Source organism: Gemmata obscuriglobus, assembly GCF_008065095.1.
In the GTDB taxonomy this organism is placed as follows: Bacteria; Planctomycetota; Planctomycetia; order Gemmatales; family Gemmataceae; genus Gemmata; species Gemmata obscuriglobus.
The window spans coordinates 3,346,680-3,362,493 of sequence record NZ_CP042911.1; the positions used below are offsets into that span (position 1 = coordinate 3,346,680).

The following is a 15,814-nucleotide window of genomic DNA, read 5'->3' on the forward strand; positions in this document are numbered from 1 at the left end:
CGCGTACCCGCAAAGACGAACCTCCAAAACGGGAACATGTCCCTTGACCGTTCCGTTTATCCTCGTGATCTGTTTCGCGGGTATCGTGTGCCTGATCCCGCTGGCGTTTTACCTCTTTTGGCTGGCACAAATCACACGCCGTGAGCACCCCGTTGCCGTAGCCGGTACGTGGGACTTCACCGCGCTTGTGCTCGGACTTTCGGGTTTCATCGTCTTTGGCGCCGGGGTCGTCCTCACGCTGCTCCAGTCCAACTTTCGCTTCTGGATGCGCGGCAACTTCGAAGCGTTCCGTGCGGTGTGGATCAAGGAATGGGTGACATGGTCCGTGCTCGTTTCGTTCTACCTGATCGCGGTGGTGGGAGGAATCGGCCTGACGCTCTTGGCCCGGCGGCGTTCCCTGGTCGTCTACAACGTCGAGCCCGAAACGTTCGAGTCCCTGTTGAACGAGATGTTCGCACAGCTCGGCCGGCCCCTGGAGCGGACCGGGAACTTGTGGGTGTCCGGAGTGCCGTTGTTCGAACTGGACACCTTTGAAGACGGTCGCACCGTCACTCTCCGCTGGGTGTCAGATGACGGCCGGTTGTTCGAGGACGTGACGCGGTTGCTGCGCACGGCACTCACGACCCACTTGGCGGACGAGAACCAAGTGACCCGGTGGCTCCACTCGGCGGCGGTTGCGACTGTTGCGGTAGCCGGTTGCTCGTTCGCCCTGCTGATTTACTACTTCACCCTCACGCGCTGAGTTCGACGCGCGGCGATTCGCAGCCGCCGGCTACAAGTCCCCGGCGGCCCTTTTACCATTTCTGCGTCCGAAGCGAGACGTTTGCCCCCAGAGGGCGCACGTCTCGCTCCGCCACGCTTCTCACCGGGTTCCGTCCTTAAGTGGGGCCGCTTCATCGACGACCAGTGCCGCTTCGGCGGTGACGTACGCGGCGCCGGTGGCGCCGGGCACCACGGCGCCCGGCTCGACCGTACCCTCGAACACGCTCCCGGTGATGCTCTCTTTGCGCCACACCTCGCCCGGTTGGAGCGCACCGTCGACGTAAAGGCACGCGAGCTCCGCGCTGGTCCCGGTGCCGCACGGCGAGCGGGCGTAGGCCGTTCCGGGGCACAGCACGAAGTTCCGCGCGTGGTTCGCGGGATCGACCGGCGGCCCGAGCAGTCGGGACCGCCCGCGACCACGACCCGCGTCGGCTCCCCGTCGGTGTGCGAAGCGACGACCTGAATGCGCTGGATGAGATTCTCGTCTGAAGCCCACGTACTACATGTCCGCGAAACAATTGCGCGACGGCGCGCCGATCGTCGCGAGATGCGCGGTGGCGACGACTTGCCACGCCTGTTCGACCTCACACCGGCTCTGATAGTCGCGAGGGAAGAGGGCTCTCAAGACATTCGGTACTGTGTGCCGAAGCACCCCAGCGTATCGAACATTTATGGGGTTGATAACAACGCCGAGAATAAACGTTGCCGCGTTCGCTATCTCGTAAAGTTCCAATCGTCCGCCACGGTTGGGGGCATTTCTTTTCCCCAACCGCTCGCATTCTCTGTGCAACGCGGTGCGTGCGTCCCCATCAACGGGCGCCCCTTCAACCCAGTCCCAAGCCATTACAAGAACACGATCAAAACACGACGCAGCCGCCTCGGAAAGAGTCGGGCGGCACAGTGCTACCGCCCGATTGAGGCATTCCGTCATGAACGCGAGTTCACGCTGGGCGAAAGGTTCACCCGGGGGCACTGACGGCATTGGCTTCACCGTGTTGGGCGAGTGGCGATCGCGGTGCGGATCAGTTTCAGCACGTGCTCGCGCTCCGGGCCGACCAGTGGCAGGCGCGGGGAGCGGCACAGTTCCGTACCGTACCCGCACTCGGCCGCCGCGAGCTTGATGTACTGCACCAGCTTCACGTGCGTGTCGAGGTGCAGGAGCGGCGTGTACCAGCGGTACACGTCCAGTGCTTCCTTCCACTTGCCGGCCTGGGCCAGGTCCCACAGCAGCCGGTTCTCGGCGGGGAAGGCGTTCACCAGCCCGCTCACCCACCCGACCGCGCCGAGAATCATGCACTCCACCACGAGGTCGTCGACCCCGGCGAAGATCACGTAGCGGTCCTTGGTGAGGTTGATGATGTCGGTGATGCGCCGCGGGTTGTCGCTCGACTCCTTGATGCACGCGAACTTCGGCTCGTCGGCCATCTCGACGAACATCGCGGGCGTGATGTCCACCTTGTAGGCCGGCGGGTTGTTGTAAACCATGATCGGCAGGTCGCTGGCGCCCGCGACCGTCCGGAAGTGCGCGACCGTCTCGCGGTCGTCGCTCTTGTACACCATCGGCGGCAGCACCATCAGCCCGTCGGCGCCGAGCTTGGCCGCTTCGCTCGCCCACCGGCACGCGCCCGCGGTGGTGTACTCCGCCACGCCCGTCAGCACCGGCACCCGCTTCCCGACGTGCTCGACGGCCGCTTTCAGCAGCTCTTTTTTCTCGGCCAGTTCGAGCGTGGTGTTCTCGCCCACGCTGCCCATCATCACAACGCCGTGAACGCCCGCATCGAGCATCGCGTCGAGGTGCTTGAGCGTGCCGGGGATGTTCAGCGATTGATCGGGATGGAACTGCGTACACAGGGCCGGGAAAACGCCTTGCCAGTTCACTTTCATCGCGGGCCTCGAGGACAGGGTGGAAGGAGCGAAACGGACAGACAAAGAGCGGGACAGCGGCCGGGGGCGCGCGTCGCGCCCCGGGAGGCGGTCCGCCTTCATTTTTGCAGGGGTGCGTACACGACCCGGAAGCCGACGTAGTCGAGCCGGTCGGTGGGGCGCTTGCCGTCGCGCGCCGCGGAGCGGACGCCGGACGCACGGTCGCGGAACGAGCCGCCGCGGATCACGCGCATGTCGCCGTCGGCCGGTCCGGTCGGGTCGGCCCCTTCCTTGTAGGCGTCGATGCGGAACCAGTCGCTGCACCACTCTGCAACGTTCCCGTGCATGTCGTACAGCCCGAAGTCGTTCGGCTTGGTCTTACCGACCTCCGTTCCGAACCGCAGCGGCTTGCCGGGCACGTCGCCCGCGCGTTCGAGTGGGTCTTCGCCGGTGGCGAGAAACACCGCTTGCGTCGGGAACGCGATCGCGTCGCCGCACGAGAACGGCGTGGTCGTGTTGGCGCGGCACGCGTACTCCCACTCGGCCTCCGTCGGCAGGCGGTACGCCCACCCGTTGCGCGCCCACGCCTGCCCGCGGTCCTTCTCCAGCAGCTTGCGGCAGAACTCGTTCGCCTCGTCCCAGGTGACCGAATCGACCGGCAGCGACGTGCCCCGGGCCGCCAGCGCCGCGCCCCGTGACGGCGCCCCGCCCATCATTCGGACGTACTGCCCGTGCGTCACCTCGGTGGAACTCATGAAGAACGGCCCGCGGACCGTCACCTCGCGCACCGGTCCCTCGCGCCCGTCGTCGGCGCGCCCCGGCTCCTCCTCCGGCGAGCCCATCTTGAAGGTGCCCCCCTCCAGCCGGACCATCTTCAGACCGGCGGTGTTGGTGAACGGTTTCGGCACCGTCGGGCCAGTGTTGATAAAGGCCAGAAACACCGCCACCCCGAGCGCTGCGAATACGAACAGGCCGCCGAGCACTGCGAGCACCGTGCCGGTGGGAAACGCGCCACGGGGGCGCCGCCGGACCGAGACGCCGTGTTCGTGCGGCGCCAGCTTGAACACCTGGCTGCCCGGCCCCGCGATCGAGGGTTGCGTTACCGGCGCGGGCGCCGGTAACGGACTCGGGGCCGCACCCGGGTGAGCCTCGGGCGGTACCATCGGGACCCGCTGTCCGGACGCGGGCGCCAGGAGCGCCTCGCTTCCGGGGGCCTCGGTCGGGCAGAACGGCTGCAGCGCGGCCGCCAGTTGGAGTGGCGTCTGGGGGCGGTGATCCGGTTCCTTCGCCATGCACCAGTGGACGATCTGTTCGAGCAGCGGGGGCGCGTCGGCCCGCCGCGACAGGAGGTCCGGCGGCGGGTCGGTGCAGTGTTTGAGGAGCTTTTCGGTCGGGGTCGCGCCCTCATACGGGACCAGGCCCGTGAGTGCAAAATAGAGCGTGCCGCCGAGCGCGTAGATGTCGGCCCGGATGTCCACGGCCGTCGGGTTCCGCGCCTGCTCCGGGGCCACGAAGTCGGGCGTCCCGATCACGAACCCCTCCTGGGTGATCCGGAGCGCGTCCGCGCCGCCGGGCGGCTCCATCAGCCGGGCGAGCCCCAGGTCCACGAGCTTCACGGCCCCGCCGTGCCGCGGGGCGATGATGTTGGACGGCTTGATGTCGCGGTGCACCAGCCCGCGCTCGTGCGCGTGCTGCAGCCCCAGTGCCGCCTGCCGGATCACGTCGCACGCCTGGAAAACCGGCAGCGGGCCGACCTCGCGAACGATTTTCGTGAGGTCGGTGCCGTCGATCAGCTCCATGACGTAGAAGTGGTACCCGTCGACCTCCTCCGCGTCGTACACCTTGACCACGTTCGGGTGGTCCATCGCCGACAGCGCGAGCACCTCCTGCTCGAACCGCACGACCGCAACGGAGTGGGTGAGCCGCTCCCGGCGAATGACCTTCAGCGCGACATCCCGACCCATGCGGGTGTCGTGGGCCTTATATACGCGGCCCATGCCCCCCTCGCCGAGCACCGTGAGCAGCACGTACCGGCTGGCCACCTTGAGCGCGGCCCCGCGGCCCCGCGCGACCTCGCGGATCTGGTACGGGGTGAGCCACCCGCGGCGGCTCACCTCCCGCGCCGCGGCGGGCAGGTCGGGCCGCGCGTGCGCGATCCAGCCCCACAGGTCGCGCAACTGCGCGTCGGTCAACAGCCGACTGGCCTGCAAGTTCTGGTAGAACATGGCCGTCGCGTCGGCGGCGCTGCTCATCGATCGGTCACCGGTGGTGCGAGTGGCGGCCCTTGCCTTTGTACCAAGGCGGGCCGGAGGCGTAAGCCCCGCGCCCGCCTATATGCTAACGAGTAACGAGAACGGAGCACCACCATGCCGAGCATCACCGTCAACGAGCAGCCGCACACCTTCCCCGACCCCTTCACCGTAGCCGACCTGATCCGCCACCTGGGCAAGGACGCGAAAACGCTCGCGGTGGAGGTGAACCGCGCCGTGGTGCCCCGGGCCGACCACCCGGCCCGCCGGCTCACCGACGGGGACGCGGTCGAGGTGGTGACGCTCGTGGGCGGCGGCGCCGCCGCCACCCACGAGGCGCCCGCCGACAAGCCGCTGAAGGTCGGGAAGTTCACCTTCCGCAGCCGGCTGTTCACGGGCACCGGCAAGTACCCGTCTTACGAGCTGATGCAGCAGTGCATGGATGCCAGCGGGTGCGAGGTGACCACCGTGGCCGTGCGCCGCGAGCGGCTGATCGATAAAGACGGCAAGAACATCCTCGACCACCTCGATTTGAAGCGGCTCACGATCCTCCCCAACACCGCCGGGTGCTTCAGCGCCGAGGACGCGGTCCGGCACGCCCGGCTCGCGCGCGAGCTGCTCTCGGGTCTGGAGAACCCGGGGGCGGACTGGGTCAAACTCGAGTGCCTGGCAGACAAGCGGACGCTCCTGCCCGACCCGATCGACACCCTGAAGGCGACGGAACAGCTCGTGAAGGACGGGTTCACGGTGCTGGTCTACACGAGCGACGATCCCGTTCTCGCCAAACGGATCAAAGAGGCCGGCGCGGCCAGCGTGATGCCGGCGGGCAGCCCGATCGGCAGCGGGCAGGGCATTTTAAACCCGAACAACATCCGCATTTGCCTGGAATACTTGAAGGAGAACGACCCCGATTACCCGGTGATCGTCGATGCCGGGGTGGGCACCGCGAGCGACGTTTCTGCGGCGATGGAGCTGGGCTGCGACGGGGTGCTCCTCAACACCGCCGTCGCGAGTGCCAAGGACCCGCTGCGGATGGCGTGGGCGATGCGGTACGCGACCGACGCCGGGCGGCTCGCGTACCTCGCGGGACGCATCCCGAAGCGCCTCTACGCCAACGCCAGCAGCCCGACCGAGGGCATCATCGCATCGAGCGGCGGCAAGTAATACCGTTTGAAGGGCTTCAGCCTTCCGCGTGGTCCGTCCGCTCCAAGAGCAGACACGAAACGCATCGGTGATAATCCGCGTGGCCGGGCGATGGCGCGAAGCCGGCACGCGGAAGTGACGTGAGCAAGTCAGCTCTGGCCCGTGCTACCGCGCATACTGGGTACGGGCGAGCCGGGCGTTGTGGTGCCCGGCACCGCCGACTCGACGCTGGTCGTCGATGAATCGGAACCAATCAAGTGCGGTATTAAAGGACAAAAAAGTCCGAAATTCCCGAATCACGTTTCGGAAAGCGGCTATCAAAAGTGTGCCGAAGAGCTTTTGCTCTCGGGTGTTCACAATTGGAGCCGCCCCGATGATTCACGAAGTGTCCGGTGACATCACGCTCACAAAAGCTCAGGCGATCGCACACGGGGTTGCTCCCGACGATCACTTCGACCACGACCTCGCGCTGGCCCTGCGGGAAAAATGGCCGGTGATGGTGAAGGACTTCCGGCACTACTGCCGGCAGTGTCACCCGCAGCCCGGCGAACTGTGGGAGTGGGGCGGCGTGGGTGGCGTGCGTGTGTTCAACCTGCTCACCCAGACCGAGCACGGGCACGGCGGGCACCCGGGGCCGGCGACCGAGGCGACTGTGAACCACTGCCTGCGCCGGTTGCGCCACGAGTTGGAGAAGCACGCGGTCAAGAGCCTCGCCATTCCGAAGATCGGAACCGGCGTGGGCGGGCTCACGTGGGAGCATGTGAAGCCCCTCGTGGAGCAACACCTTGGGGATCTGAAAATCCCGATTTTCGTCTACACGACCTACCACAAGGGGCAGCAGGCAGAAGAAACCGGCGCGTGACGCACGCGAGACGACCGGCGACGGATGTGGCACTCAGCCCGAGTGTGAGGTGCTTCCCGTTGCGGAGGTGTCTCGCCCATCCGGTCCGAGGAACATGCCGCAGGATGCGGCCACGTCGAACCCCACGCGCGCGATGACCACGACGCGGGCGCCGGGTAGCCGCTCGCGGTAGATGGCCGCGTTCCGCTCGACGACCGCTTCGGGCGGTTCCGTGCCATGTCGCGCGGGGTCGAACGGGTTGTATCGCACCACGTTGATGTGAGCCATCAGCTTGCGCTCCTCAAGGGCGTCGCAGATGGCGTGAACGTCCCCCTCCGTGTCGTTCTCGCCGGCGATGTACGCGTGGTGCAGCACCACCAACTTCAGGCTGTGCCGCTGCCACGCCGCCAGCCGGTCGAGGGCGACCTCGGCGGGGTGCGCTTTGGGCAACCACCGGCGGCGGAACCGCTCACTCACGCTGTAAATCGAGTAGTGGATTTCGGGCTGGTGAACCACGAACACGTCTTCCAGTGCCCGGTCGCCAAACGCTTTCGGGTAGATGGTTGAGATCAGGTGCCGGGGGCGCAGGCCCGATCCGACGGCGAGCCGGGACAGTTCGCCGAGCAGTTCGTCGCCCCGCGTCGCGATCACCTTGCTGGCGAGCGGTTCCCCACGGGCCATGAGGTTGAAGTGAACGGCACGCGCCGGCTTTCCTTCGCGGCGGTAGTGGGCCAGCACCGTTTCGGCCTGTTCGAGGAACTCGTTGAAGGTCGTGTCGCGAAGGTGCGTCTGCCCGGTGGCGGTCAGGTGGCACATGCGGCACGCTTGCGCGCACCCGGTTTGCGACGACAGGTAGGCGACGAAGTAGTCCTCGCAGCGGCGGACGTACCGCGCTTCCAACCGGCCGACCTCCGCGGGCCGGTCCCAGTTCACGGACGCGTCCAGTGCGCTCTTGTGCGCGGTGAACCCGGCCCCGGGCAACAGCGGCAGTTGCATCCCGACCTCCGCGACGGCGTCGGGGCCATTCTCGCACCGGCCCGATCAATTGCAAGCGCGGGAGCGGTGGGGGCCGAACCCGTTACGGTGGTGGTGGCCGGTCCGGCCGCCGGTTACACTCAGCCGCATGAGCACAAGAACCGCCGCGCCCGATCCCGACGACGCCCGCCACCGGGTGCTCGAAGCGGTCCTGCTGCGCCTGGCCCGGCGGCCCGACGCGGGCGCGTTCGTGCTGCGCGGCGGTATGCTGATGCGGCACTGGTTCCGCCCGGTCCCGCGCCCGGCCGCCGATCTGGACCTCGTGGCGACGATTCCCTTCGCGGTTGAAGCGGCGGCGGGCCGCATCCTCCCGGCCCTTTCGAACGACATCGGTGACGGGGTGGGGTTCGACCTTGAGGAGACGCGCGCCGAAGGGATGTTTCTGGACACCGGCAGTCCCGGCGTGCGCGTGCGGTCGGTCGGCGTGTGTGACGGGGGCGAGGTCGATTTTCACATTGATGTCACCTTCGGCCCCTTCCCACGGCCCGCGCCGGTGCTGGGCGACATTCCGGCCGCGTCCGGTGCCGTCGCGCGGGTGTGGCACTGCCGGCCCGAGGCGGTCGTCGGGCAGAAGGTGCAGGCGCTGCGGCACCTGGGCATGCGGGGCTGGCGGCAAAAGGACCTCAACGACCTCCGCCTCCTCCTCGCCCGCGGCGGCATGGACGAGGGGGACCTGCGCGACGCGGTTGCGGCATACCTCGGGGACCTCGGCGCGACCGGGGCCGACGCGCGGGCGCTGTTCGGCCCCTCGTCGTGGTGGGGCATGAAACTGTCCGCCGCCCGCTGGCTGGATTTCGTGCGAGAGGAGCGGGGGCAGCGCGTGCCGAAAGACCTCGCGGGCGTCGTCGCCGGGGTCGCGGCCCGCCTGACCCCGGTACTGGAGGGCTTGACATGAGCGGTGCGCTGGCCGGCGACTTTCGCGACTACATTGTCGCGCACATCGACGAGGACACGCCGCGCCTCGCCTACGCCGACTGGCTCCAGGAGCAAGGGCGGGACGAGCGGGCCGAGTTCATCCGGGTGCAGGTCGAGCGGGCGCAACTTCCCACCTGGCACCCGGCGCAGGTGCGCCTGGCCCTGCGCGAGCGCACGCTGATCGAGCGGTACGGCGAGGAGTGGCTCGCGGAGCTGCCGGTCATTGAGGGCGCGCGGTGGGAGGGGTTCCGCCGGGGCATCGTCGCCGAGGTGTCGTTCGCCAGCTTCGAGGCGATGCGGAAGAACGCCCACGCGTGTCGGGCCGCGGCCCCGGTCGAGGCGGTCACCGTCCGCTGGCCGCGCCGCCGCGAGGGCGGCCGGACCGTGAATCCGATCGCCGAGCTGCGCGAACTCACCCTCACCGGGAACCCCGATTACGACGCGTTCGAGTGGGTGGCCGGGTCCCCGCAACTGGCCACCCTTCGCGGGCTGACGGCCCGCAGCCTGTGGGGCGCTTCGCTCGGGGTGCTGGCCGGCTCGCCCCACCTGGCGAACCTGAAATCGCTTTGCCTGCCGTCGAACAATCTCGGCAACGAGGGGATCTTCGGTCTGGCGAAAGCGGTCACCTTGTCCGCTCTCGAGGAGCTGGACTTTTCCTCGCAGAGCCGGCACGAGCGGTACATTCACGACCCGGTCATCCGGGCGGCCGGGATGGGGGCGCTCATCGGCTGGTCCGGCCTGGCTACCGTGCGGGCGCTGACCCTGAACGGGAACGACGTGAGCCGGGACGGCCTGAGGGCCTTGCTGCGCTCGCCGCACGTCGCGGGGTTGAAGCACCTGTCTTTACGCGACGGGCAACTGGACGGTCAGGCGATGGCGGAGTTCGATTCCGCGCGTCCGGACCTTCGACTGGAAACGCTGGACCTCGGCCAGAACGTGCTTCAAAACGTCGGCGCGGAGTACGTCGCGCTGGCCCCGTGTTTGTGCGAACTGAAGGCCCTTCGGCTCGACCGGTGCGAGGTTCGGCTCACCGGCGCCCGCGTGCTCGCGAAGAAGGCCGCGTTCCTCGACGGGCTGCGGCTGCTGGACATCGGTCACAACCACTTTGGCCCGGCCGGGCTCGGCGCGCTCTTGGAGCGCCCGCCGGCGGCGCTCCACACCCTCCGGGTGCGCGACAACGACCTCACGGCCGAGGGGGCCGAGCTGCTGGCCGCGGCACCGGCGTCGGACACCCTGCTGGAACTAGACCTGTGTCGGAACCGGCTGGGCGCACGTGCGGTGCGGGCGCTGGGGGAGGCCGAGCACTTGCGGGGTTTGTTGGTGTTACGCCTCGCCGACAATCCGATCCGGGCGCGGGACGCCGAGGCGCTGGCCGCGTCCCCACTCGGCCGGCGTTTGGCCGTACTGGAATTGGAAGCTCCGGAGCCGGACGGGCCGGGCGCCGACCAACTGGAGCCGGACGAGCCGGATACGGACGAGCCGATTCCGTTCTGATGGCCGCTCTGGCGCGCACTGTGAGTGTCCGGGTGCGAATGCACACCCGACATCCGGCCGCCGCGGCAAAATCCCCTACTGACATCTGCCGGGTATATCCGCTGTGCCGGCATTCTCCGCGCGAGGCGGGCCGTTAACACGTACCGCCCGCACCGCACCTGTCGCGGTCCCAGCGCTTCGGGTGCCCGTGAGGCGCGTTGTGCGACGGAAAACCGGCGCCGCACTGGTGAACCCGGCTCACCGACGACCCGGGCGAGCCGGTTCCGCCAGTTGCTGGCCTCGCGGCGATCGAGGTCCATCCGGGCGCACACCGCGTTCTCAGCTCGCGAGACGGTGTGACGGGAGCCGCCGCCGCATGGGCTACACCCACGGGGCGCCGACTGGACATCCGCTGGCGTTCGACTGGTCTACGGAGTGGCGATTCACTGGGTGGTCGCTACCACCGAATCGCGCGTCTCAACCCCCAGACGTAGCTCCCGGCGCCGGGACCGGTGAGATGATGGTTTTTGGATGTAAAGTGTTTTAGGGATGTAACTTGTGGAAATTTTTTGCGTCGAGAGGCTGCGCTGCTCGCATGGGGACCGGACGCTTGCGGCCCGAAATTGGTGGAGGTACGGCTCGGCGCGAACTTCCGGAACGACCCCGAGGGAGAAATGAGGTGGGATAAGACCCGATGTGCCGACCGCACGGCTCACAGAGGGCCAGCGAACGAGACGGGATTTGTTACCGTTCCGGCCTCATTCCCCGCCAACCAACATTTCGAGCGGGTGCCGTGCGATCCGCCCGGTGAGGTCGCGGATCTGGTGGCGGCACGATGTGCCCGTCGCAACGACGACCGCGTCGGGGTTCGCGTCGAGCGCGGGCACCAGTTCGAGGTTCGCGATTTTCACGCTGATGTCGTAGTGCTGTTTCTCGTACCCGAAGGCGCCGGCCATTCCGCAGCATCCCGCGTCGAGAGTGGTGAGGTTAAGCCCGTGAATCAAACGCAGAGCGTCCTGAGTGCCCTTGGAACCGACGAGCGCCTTTTGGTGGCAGTGCGGGTGCAGCAGCGCCTTGCCCGCGAAGGTCGGGGCGGCGAGTTCGAGCCCGTTGTCGCGGGCCTGTCGGGCGAGCCACGCGTCGGCCATTTCGGCGGCTCCCGCGACACGTTTGGCCGCGGCGCCGGGCACCAGCTCCGGCCACTCGTCGGCGAGGGACAGGAGGCAACTCGGTTCCAGTCCGAGAATCGGTATCCCCTTGGACGCGAAGTGGTCGAGTTTGGCGATGCCGTCGCGAGCCAAGGCGCGGGCCTCGGTGAGGAACCCCTTCGAGATCATCGCCCGGCCGCAGCAGATGCCCGCCAGTTCGACCGTGTACCCGGCGCGCTCCAGAACCGTGACCGCGGCACGCCCGATGTGAGGCTCCTGGTACGTGGTGAAACAGTCGTCGAGCAGGACGACCCGGCGAGCGTCCCGCGTACCGCTCTCGCGTTTGCCGTATTCCGTTCGCCGGGTGAACCACTTCCGGAAGTGGTGGTTGTGCCACTCGGGGAGGCTACGCCGGCGGTCGATGCCGGCGAGATCTTCGATCGCGCGCCGAACGAGCGGTCGCCGCGCGAGCCAGTTGTTCAGCCCCGCGAAGCGGGCCGCGAGCGGGCTCAACCGGTGAACGTGCTTCACCAGCAGGTGCCCCAGCGGGCGCGGGCGCCGCGCGTAGTACGCCTGAAGGAATTCGGCCTTCAGCTTCGCCAGGTCGACGTTGCTCGGGCACTCGGACTTACACGCCTTGCACGAGAGGCACAGGTCCATTACGTCCAGAATCCACCGCTGTCCGATCGGGGCGTGCCGGCTGCGGGGCGGGTCGTTGGTGAGTGCCAGGCGCAGGGCGTTGGCGCGGGCGCGGGTGGTGTCCTGTTCGTCCTTGGTGGCGCGGTAGCTCGGGCACATCGCGCCGCCCTGCGTCTTGCGACACACGCCGGCCCCGTTACACAACTCCACACTGCGGAAGAACCCGCCCTGTCTGGAGAAATCGAGCACCGTGGGCGGGTCGGTTGCGGGCACCTTTCCGGGCGGGACGCGCATGTCCGCTTCCATCGCCGGCGCGTCCACGATCTTGCCGGGGTTGAGCACGTTGCCGGGGTCGAACCCGCGCTTGATGTGACGGAACGCATCATACACCACCGGCCCGAACATCTTGCGGTTCCACTCGCTCCGCACCAGCCCGTCGCCGTGCTCGCCGCTCAGGCTGCCGCCGAACTCGAGCACGAGGTCGGTCACGTCCTCCATGATCTTCCGCATGGCGGCGAGCCCGCTCGCCTCGTGGATGTTGAGCACCGGGCGGATGTGCAGGCACCCGACGCTCGCGTGGCCGTAGAACGCGCCGTCGGTGCCGTGCCGGTGGAAGATCTCGCGGAACCGCGCCGCGAACTCCGGGAGGCGCTCGGGGCGCACCGCCGTGTCCTCGCAGAACGTGACCGGTTTGGCGTCGCTCGGCATCCCGTAGAGCAGAGGGACGGCCGAACTCCGGAGCGCCCAAAGGGGATCGCGGACCCCCGGGTCCAGTGCCGGGACGACCGCGGTGAGGCCGGCGCAGGCGCCCAGCCGGCGCTGGAGTTCGTGGACGCGGTACGACACGTCGGAGGCGTCGTCGGCGCTGAACTCGACCATCAGGAGCGCTTCCGGGCGGCCCCGGACCGCGGCCATCGTGTCCTTGAGGGAACGCTGTTCGCGGGCGAGGTCGATCAGCATCCGGTCCATCAACTCGACGGCGGACGGGCCGAGTTCCAGGCACGCCTGAAGCGCGTCGAGGGCCGCGCCGAGCGACGCGAACTGCGGCACCAGCAGCCCGCGGTGCTTGGGGCGCGGGACCAGCGCGAGTTCAGCCTCCGCGGTGACCGCCAGCGTGCCCTCGCTGCCTACCAACAGAGGGACCAGCGAGCGCGGCTCTTTAACAAGGGCCGCGAGGTTGTACCCGGACACCTTCCGCACGATGTCCGGCGTGCGGGCACGGATCTCGTTCGCGCACCCGCGGACGACACGGTCCGCGGTGCGGTAAGCTTCGCCTTCAAGCGTGCGCAACTCCATCTTGCGCTCGTGCTCGAGTTCGGACAGCGGGCCGAACTCGGCCCGGGTGCCGTCGGCGAGCACCGCCGTGAGCGACCGCACGTGATCGACGGTCTGGCGGTACACCACCGACCGGGCGCCGGCGGAGTTGTTCCCAATCATCCCGCCGAGGGTGGCGCGGCTGGCGGTCGCGACATCGGGACCGAACATCAGCCCGTGCGGCGCCAGCGCCCGGTTCAGGTGGTCCAGCACCACCCCCGGCTGAACGCGGACGCGGCGGCCGGAAACGTCGAGCTCGCCGATCGCGTTGAGGTGCTTCGAGCAGTCGATGACGATGCCCGGCCCGATGCTCTGGCCCGACAGGCTGGTCCCGCCGCCGCGGGCGGTGATCGGGACGTTCAGCTCCGCGGCGATCTGCACCGTCACCGTCAGATCGTCGATGGTCCGCGGCAGCACGACCCCGAGCGGGCGCACCTGGTAGTGGCTGGCGTCGGTGGAGTAGAGGTGGCGGGAGGTGTCGTCGAACCGCACCTCGCCGCTGACGTGCCGGCGGAGGTAGCGGACCAGCGAGTCCCGGCGTGCGGTCGCGAAGTCCATACGCTCAGGGTATGCGCCCGGGGGAGGGGAGGGCAGGAACCGCGGGGCGCGAAAATCAGATCGGGTTCAGGAGGCCGATCAGTCGCAACGCGATCACAACAACGATGCCGGCGAGCAGCGGCCCGGCGACCCGCTTCACGAGCGTGAACGGGTTCGTGTTGGTCAGCGTGCCGCACATCAGCACCACCGCCGCCACCGGCGACATGGTCCGGCCCGCGGCGCTGCCCAGCGAGACCAGGGCGCCGATGGCCACGGGGTCGAGCCCGAGCCGCTCAGCCGGCCCGTGAAAGAACTCGTAGAGGCTCTGCGTGCTCGCCATCCCGGACCCGCAGATGGCGGCGAACGCGAGCGGCACAAGTGCGGCCAGCGGGAGCATCAGGTGGGGCGCGTCCGCGATGAGGACGCCGAGCGTGTCCGCCAACCCCGCGGCCTTGATCGCCTTGCCGAAGCAGTTCGCGGTGACGATGAGGCTGATGATGTTCGTGAACCCGTACCCGGCCCCCGCGAAGAACTCCTTCACGCAGTCGCGGGACCGCCCCGGCGCAGCCGCCGCGGCGCACAGCACCCCGACCAGCATCGCGAGCCCGATGAGCCGGCTGCCATAGGCCGGGTTGCGGGCACCGCCGGGAGCGTCGCCGACTACCCACACCGCGGGGACCTCGACCGCGCTGAACGGCGGCGCCGCGGCGAACAGCAGCACCAGCGGGACCAGTGGTACGGACGCCTTCAACAGGCTGATGCGCTCGGGGGACGGAGACGGGGGGGCGGCCGGTTCGGCGGCCGCCGGCCCCTCACTCCGGCGCTCCCACCACACGCTCATGGCCCACAGCACGCCGGCTGAGACTGCCAACTGTGTGAACACCAGCGGCGGCAGATAACTCCCGGCCTGAACGGTGGTGCGGACCTTGGTCACGGACTCAACGGTCAGCAGCTCCGGGGCGCCGGGGTTCAGCAACTCCCCGCCCACGGAAGCGCCGAGCAGCAGGCACGCGCCGACGGTGGCCATCGAGTACCCGGCGGCCCGCATCAGCGGCACGACCACCGCGCCCAGGCACACCGCGGTGCTGGTCTGGCTCACGAGCGGGATGTTGACGACGAAACCGACGGCGATCACGCCGGGGACGAGGAGCCCGCGCACGTATCGGAGCGGGTTGACGAGCAGCAAGATGAGGTGCCGTTCGCACCCGGTATGCTTGAGGACGTAAGCGAACCCCATCGCGGTGCAGATCGGGACGACGAACTTTTCATTGGAGAATGTCGCCAGGAATTCGCTGACCACCACCCACGGGGCGCCCGCAGCGCTTGCGATGATTAGAGCCGCAGCGAGCAGCACCAGCCGCACGTCCCAGCCCCGAACGACCAGCGTCACGGCCGCAACGACCACGATCAGCGCGAGGAGGCCGGCGAAGGTCATTGGGTCGTCCGTTTCCGTCGGTCGAAGGAAGTCAAGTTATGACGCCGGTGCGGGCGGTGCCCGATCTGCGGCGCGGGCCGGGGGTGCGAACAGCGTTTCCCACGAATTACTTCAAGTCAACCGACCGGTCGCAAAATCGTCGCGGATAGTTCAGCGTACCCAACTCACGCCGCAGGGCGGACGAATGACGAACGATGCGAAGCTCGGGATGCTCGTTGGCGTGGTCGGCGTTGTCCTCGCGGCCGTGTTCCTGGTGAAGCCGCCCGCGCAACCGGTATCGGCCGAACCCCAATCGCAAGTGCAGCCTGCGGCCGTGCCGTCGGTGCCGGTGAGTGCGCACGTCGCGGCACAACCGGACGCTTCGTCGAACGCGTTCCCCTCCACACCCGTTGTGCGGAACCGGAAGGACACGCCCGTGCGGCCGGTTTCGCGGCAGCCGCTGGCGGACGAGGAGCCGTGA

The 15,814-nt window shown here is 68.4% G+C and carries 12 protein-coding genes; 6 read left to right on the top strand and 6 right to left on the bottom strand.

What is annotated here, in order from left to right; all coding sequences use genetic code 11:
* Nucleotides 1-43 precede the first annotated feature (43 nt).
* Nucleotides 44-742: a hypothetical protein gene (locus GobsT_RS13840; protein WP_010038267.1), complete on the top strand. Its 699-nt coding sequence runs from the start codon at nt 44-46 to the stop codon at nt 740-742.
* A 120-nt stretch (nt 743-862) separates the two neighbouring features.
* On the opposite strand, the gene GobsT_RS40460 is transcribed toward GobsT_RS13840, so the two are convergent.
* From GobsT_RS40460 to GobsT_RS13855, 3 genes are all read right to left on the bottom strand, one after another.
* Complete coding sequence (locus GobsT_RS40460) at nt 863-1,258, bottom strand: proline racemase family protein (protein ID WP_071529265.1); 396 nt, start codon at nt 1,256-1,258, stop codon at nt 863-865.
* Between the two features lie 491 nt (nt 1,259-1,749).
* Nucleotides 1,750-2,646: a dihydrodipicolinate synthase family protein gene (locus GobsT_RS13850; protein WP_010038272.1), complete on the bottom strand. Its 897-nt coding sequence runs from the start codon at nt 2,644-2,646 to the stop codon at nt 1,750-1,752.
* A 98-nt stretch (nt 2,647-2,744) separates the two neighbouring features.
* The gene (locus GobsT_RS13855) at nt 2,745-4,877 is read right to left on the bottom strand and encodes a bifunctional serine/threonine-protein kinase/formylglycine-generating enzyme family protein (RefSeq protein ID WP_010038275.1); all 2,133 of its coding nucleotides are present in this window, start codon (nt 4,875-4,877) and stop codon (nt 2,745-2,747) included.
* Between the two features lie 114 nt (nt 4,878-4,991).
* On the opposite strand from GobsT_RS13855, the gene thiS reads away from it, so the two are divergent.
* On the top strand, nt 4,992-6,038 hold the full coding sequence (thiS, locus tag GobsT_RS13860) for a sulfur carrier protein ThiS (RefSeq protein WP_010038278.1): 1,047 nt from the start codon (nt 4,992-4,994) through the stop codon (nt 6,036-6,038).
* A 352-nt stretch (nt 6,039-6,390) separates the two neighbouring features.
* On the top strand, nt 6,391-6,879 hold the full coding sequence (locus tag GobsT_RS13865; protein ID WP_010038281.1) for a macro domain-containing protein: 489 nt from the start codon (nt 6,391-6,393) through the stop codon (nt 6,877-6,879).
* 33 nt (nt 6,880-6,912) lie between these two features.
* Here GobsT_RS13865 and GobsT_RS13870 read toward each other — a convergent pair whose 3' ends face one another.
* Nucleotides 6,913-7,854, bottom strand: coding sequence for a radical SAM family protein (locus tag GobsT_RS13870; protein ID WP_010038283.1), 942 nt, complete (start codon nt 7,852-7,854; stop codon nt 6,913-6,915).
* Nucleotides 7,855-7,981: 127 nt separating this feature from the next.
* Between GobsT_RS13870 and GobsT_RS13875 the strand changes: the two genes are divergently transcribed.
* Nucleotides 7,982-8,788, top strand: coding sequence for a nucleotidyl transferase AbiEii/AbiGii toxin family protein (locus tag GobsT_RS13875; RefSeq protein ID WP_033198132.1), 807 nt, complete (start codon nt 7,982-7,984; stop codon nt 8,786-8,788).
* Entirely contained in the window at nt 8,785-10,302 is a 1,518-nt protein-coding gene (locus GobsT_RS13880) for a TIGR02996 domain-containing protein (RefSeq protein WP_010038285.1), read from the top strand. The genes GobsT_RS13875 and GobsT_RS13880 overlap by 4 nt, the downstream gene beginning before the upstream one ends.
* Nucleotides 10,303-11,039: 737 nt before the next feature.
* On the opposite strand, the gene GobsT_RS13885 is transcribed toward GobsT_RS13880, so the two are convergent.
* Nucleotides 11,040-13,940 (bottom strand): FAD-binding and (Fe-S)-binding domain-containing protein, encoded by a 2,901-nt coding sequence (locus GobsT_RS13885; protein WP_010038286.1) that lies wholly within the window; start codon nt 13,938-13,940, stop codon nt 11,040-11,042.
* A 55-nt stretch (nt 13,941-13,995) separates the two neighbouring features.
* Nucleotides 13,996-15,354 carry a C4-dicarboxylate transporter DcuC gene (dcuC, locus tag GobsT_RS13890; RefSeq protein WP_010038287.1) on the bottom strand — a complete coding sequence of 453 codons (1,359 nt, stop codon included), beginning with the start codon at nt 15,352-15,354 and terminating at the stop codon, nt 13,996-13,998.
* Nucleotides 15,355-15,538: 184 nt separating this feature from the next.
* Here dcuC and GobsT_RS13895 point away from each other — a divergent pair, with 184 nt between their 5' ends.
* Entirely contained in the window at nt 15,539-15,814 is a 276-nt protein-coding gene (locus GobsT_RS13895; protein WP_010038288.1) for a hypothetical protein, read from the top strand.